The sequence below is a fragment of the Bradyrhizobium neotropicale genome, assembly GCF_001641695.1.
In the GTDB taxonomy this organism is placed as follows: domain Bacteria; phylum Pseudomonadota; class Alphaproteobacteria; order Rhizobiales; family Xanthobacteraceae; genus Bradyrhizobium; species Bradyrhizobium neotropicale.
The window spans coordinates 1-5,018 of sequence record NZ_LSEF01000108.1; the positions used below are offsets into that span (position 1 = coordinate 1).

General features: G+C 64.0%; 1 pseudogene. It reads left to right on the forward strand.

The features are described 5' to 3' along the window. Window positions 1-5,018 (forward strand): annotated as a pseudogene (locus tag AXW67_RS36090) (S-layer family protein); the annotation flags it as partial.

The following is a 5,018-nucleotide window of genomic DNA, read 5'->3' on the forward strand; positions in this document are numbered from 1 at the left end:
TCCGGCATCAACGCCTACAATTACGGCGCCGGCAATGTGACGGTCACCACCGGTGCGATTTCATCGATCACGGGCGCGACCAGCGGCAACCAGGCCAATGGCATCAACGCCAACGCGCTTGATGGCGGCAATGTCAGTGTCACCAACGGCGGCTTCCTGACCGGGGGAACCGGCATCTTCTCGAGCACCAACCATGGTGGCTCCATCACCATCGAGAATGACGGCCAGATCACCGCCACCGCGAACTCCGGCATCAACGCCCAACAGGCAAGTGCCGGGGCGACCGGCTCGGTCACCATCATCAACACCGGGACGGTTGTCGGTGCGGCCAATAGATCCGCGATCAACGTCGCGGAGAACGCCACCGGCACGGTGACGATCACCAACTCCGGCACCATCGGATCAGCGACGACAGCGGGCTCGATGCCGGCCATCACCGAGACCGGCGGCTCTACCGTCACCATCAACAACAATGGGCAGATCGACGGCAACGTCTATACCAACTCGACCGGCGGCTTCACAGGCACGCTGAACAACAACGCTGGCGCCACCTGGCGAACCGGCTACTTCAATGACGAGGGAAGCATCACCGCGTCAGGTGCAGATTCGACTATCGTACTGGTCGGGACCTCGATCGGAATGACGGTCGGCAACAGTGGCACCGGCAATCTGACCGTCGCAGCAGATGCCGCCCTGACTGCCAGTTTCCTCAACATCGCCAATTTGGCCGGCAGCCATGGTACCGTCACCGTGACCGGCCCGGGCTCCACGCTCAACACGACGTCCGGACAATTCCAGAACATCACGGTCGGCAATGACGGTACCGCCTCGCTGACGGTATCCAACCAAGCCGTGGTGACGACCACCAATATGGGCGTCGCGTATAATTTCGATGCCGGTGTCACCGACACGCTGACCGTCGATAATGCCACCCTCAATTCAACCCAGGGCCTGACCATCGCCAATAGCGGCACGGCCAACGCCACCGTCAAGAACGGCGGTACGATCACGACCGGCTTCCTGTCCTTGTCGAACAACGCCGGGAGCGCCGGATCGCTGACCGTCGACGGCGCGGGTTCAGTCGTGACCGCCCAAAGCATGTCGCTGGGGTCCGGTTCGACGACAGTGACCATCACGAACGGCGGCGCCGTCGATATCGGCCCCGCAACTTCGACCATCGCGGGTGCCCTTCATATCGGTAGCGCAACTTCGCTGGGCGGCGCCGGCAAGATCAACGGCAACGTCGTTGACGACGGCAATCTCACTGCGGTCGGATTGCTGAACATTACGGGCATCCTGGGTGGATCGGGAACGATCAATATCAACGACGGCGGGACGCTCGAGCTCGCCGGATCCGGCGCCGAGAACGTGTTCTTCACGGGCGGTAACGGCACCCTGAAGCTCGACAACGCATTGGGCTTCACCGGAACGATCGCGGGATCTTCCGGAAACTCCGGCAACTTCACCATAACCGGCCAGGGCAACATCACGACGGCCGCGGGCGACGCGATCGACTTCACCTCGGGGGGAGGCGCGGTCGGCAGCCAGGCCAATGTCATCGTCACGACCAGCGGGACGATCAGCGGTGCGGTGAACGGCATCAACGCAGTCCAGAACGGTGTTGGCGACGTCACGGTCGACCCGGGTGCCAGCGTGACGGGGCGCGCCGGCGACGGCTTGATTGCGGAGCAGAGCACCACTGGGACCGGCAACGTCACCGTCAACGCGACCGGCAGTGTAACCGGGCAGGGCAGCGGCTCGATCGGCCTGCTCGCCGAAAACCTCAATGCGGCCAACACCGGCAACATCAACGTGACTTCGACCGGCGGCGCCAGCGGCGCGTTTGACGGCATCGATGTCGTCAACAAGGGCAACGGCAATATTTCGGTCGAGGCGGGCGGAGCCGTAGCCGCGACGGTGCAGTTCGGCATTCGCACCGAACAATATGGATCCGGCAGCACATCGGTGGTGATGGACCCCGGCAGCACCATCCATTCCGGCGGCGCAGGTATTGCCGTCATCGATTACGCGGCATCGCTGTTAGCGGCTGCCAACAGCACGATTACCGTCACCAACAATTCCACCATCAATTCGGGGACGACCCTCAATCCCAGTGGCTCTCAGCCGCAAGGCATTGCCGCGGGCTACTACGGCAACAACGGGACGGCCAATACCGCCATCAACGGCACCGTCACCATCAACAACAACGGCAACGTCACGGCTGCGGCGGGCTACGGCCTTGACGGCTACAATTACGGCAACGGCAATGTGACCGTGAATGACGGGGCCAATACCTCGGTCTCCGGCGCGCAATACGGCATCGGCGCCTTTAACAACAGCAAGGGCAGCGGCAGTGTCGCCGTTAATGTCGGGGCCAACTCTACGGTTTCCGGCGGCTCGATCTTCGGCATCCAGGCATTCGTCAACGGGGTCGGCAGCGTCAGCGTGACGACTTCGGCTGGTGACCAGATCACCGGCGGCAGCTCGGGCATCAACGCGCAGAGCCAGTCGGGCACGGACGACGCCACCAGCAGCGTGAGCGTGATCGCCCATGGCACGATCCATTCCGGAACGCTCCTGACGCCGAACGGTTCGACGCCCGGCGGCATCGTTGCCGGCTACTCCCCCAACGGCTCGAACTCGGCCAACGGCGCCGTCGCGGGCAACGTGCTGGTGCAGAGCGACGCGACGATCGTGGCTGCGGCCGGCTCCGGCATCAACGCCTACAATTACGGCGCCGGCAATGTGACGGTCACCACCGGTGCGATTTCATCGATCACGGGGGCCAGCAGCGGCGCTCAGGCCAACGGTATCAATGCCAATACGTTTGCCGGCGGCAACATCAGCGTCACCAACGGCGGTTTCCTGACCGGCGGCACCGGCATCTTCACCGGCGCCGCCCTGGGTGGCTCCATCACCGTCGAGAACGACGGTCAGATCACCGCCACCGCGAACTCCGGCATCAACGTCCAACAGGCCAGCGCCAGCGCGACGGGCTCGGTCAGCATCACCAATACCGGGACGATTGTCGGCGCGGCCAATAAATCCGCGATCAACGTCTCTGAGAACCCATTCGGCACCGTGACGATCAACAACTCCGGCACGATCGGGCTGGCGACGGCGACGTCGACGGCGGCCCTCACCGAGAACGGTGGGGCGGCTGTCATCGTCAACAACAACGGACAGATCTACGGCAACCTTTACACCAACTCGACGGGCGGCTTCACCGGCGCATTCAACAACAATGCCGGTGCGACCTTGCAAGCCAGCTTCATCGATGACGAGGGAAGCGTCACGGCGTCGGGCGCGTTCTCCGTCGTCTCCGTCGGCGGGATGGGTCTTGGCAATACCAACAGCACGACGTCGTTGAACGTCAACAATGGCGGCGCCATCGTGATCGGAACGGGCACGTCGACCATTGCAAATGCCATTCATATCGGCAGCTCCGCCGGGATCGGCGGTGCCGGCGTGATCAACGGCAACGTCGTCAACGATGGCAACATCGCTGCAAACGGCCTCCTGCACATCACAGGTGCCCTGAGCGGATCGGGGATGCTCAACATCAACAACGGCGGCACGCTCGAAATCGCCGGGTCCGCCGCCGAGAACTTCTTCTTTGGCGGTGGCAACGATACGCTGATGCTCGACAACGCGCCGGGCTTCACCGGAACGATCGCGGGCTCCGCGGCAAACTCCGGCAATTTCACGATCACCGGCCAGGGCAGCGTCACGACCGCCGCGGGCGACGGTATCGACTTCACCTCGGCGGCCGGTGCGGTCGGCAGCCAGGCCAATGTCATCGTCACGCCCGGGGGGGCCATCTCCGGCGCGGTGAATGGCATCAACGTGGTCCAGAATGGGGTTGGCGACATCGCGGTCAGCCCGAGTGGGAGCGTGACCGGTCAGGCCGGCAACGGCGTGATCGCCGAGCAGAACATCACCGGGATCGGCAACATCACGGTCAATGCGACCGGCAGCGTGACCGGGCAGGGCAGCGGCTCGATCGGCGTGTTCGCCGAGAACCTCGACGCGGCCAACACCGGCAACATCAACGTCACCGCGACCGGCAGTGTCAGCGGCGGGCTCGATGGCATCTATGTCGTCAATCATGGTAGTGGCAACGACTCGATCGAGGCGGGCGCCGTAAGCGCAACCGTGCAGTTCGGCATCCGCGACGAAAGTTACGGCACCGGCAGCATGACGACGCTGACGGACGCCGGCAACACCATCAATTCCGGCGGCGCAGGTATCAGCCTCGTCAACTTCGCGACATCGATCGGGACCGGCGCCAACAGCGTGATCACGGTCACCAACAACGCCACCATCAATTCGGGCACGACTCTCAACCCCAGTGGTTCGCAGCCCCAGGGCATTGCCGCCGGCTACTACGGTACCACCGGCGGTCCGGGCACCGTCGGCATCGCCAATACCAACGTCAACGGCACTGTCACCGTCAACAACAACGGCAACATCACCGCCGCGGCGGGTTACGGCATCAACGCCTACAATTACGGCAACGGCAATGTGACCGTGAACGAGGCCGCCGGCACCTCCGTCTCCGGCGCGCAATACGGCATCGGCGCCTTCGGTAACAGCAAGGGGACCGGTAGCGTCGCCGTCAATGTCGGGGCCAATGCGACGATCTCGGGCGGCTCGATCTTCGGCATCCAGGCTTTCGTCAACGGGGTCGGCAGCGTCAGCGTGACGACTTCGGCAGGCGACAACGTCACCGGCGGCAGCTCGGGCATCAATGCGCAGAATCAGTCGGCCACCGACGATCCCACCAGCAGCGTGACCGTGATCGCCCACGGGACGATCCATTCCGGAACGCTCCTGACGCCGAATGGCTCGACGCCCGGCGGCATCGTCGCCGGCTACTCTCCCGGCGGTCAGAACGTGGCCAATGGCGCCGTCGCGGGCAACGTGCTGGTGCAGAGCGACGCCACGATCGTGGCTGCGGCCGGCTCCGGCATCAACGCCTACAATTACGGCGCCGGCAATGTGACGGTCACCACCGG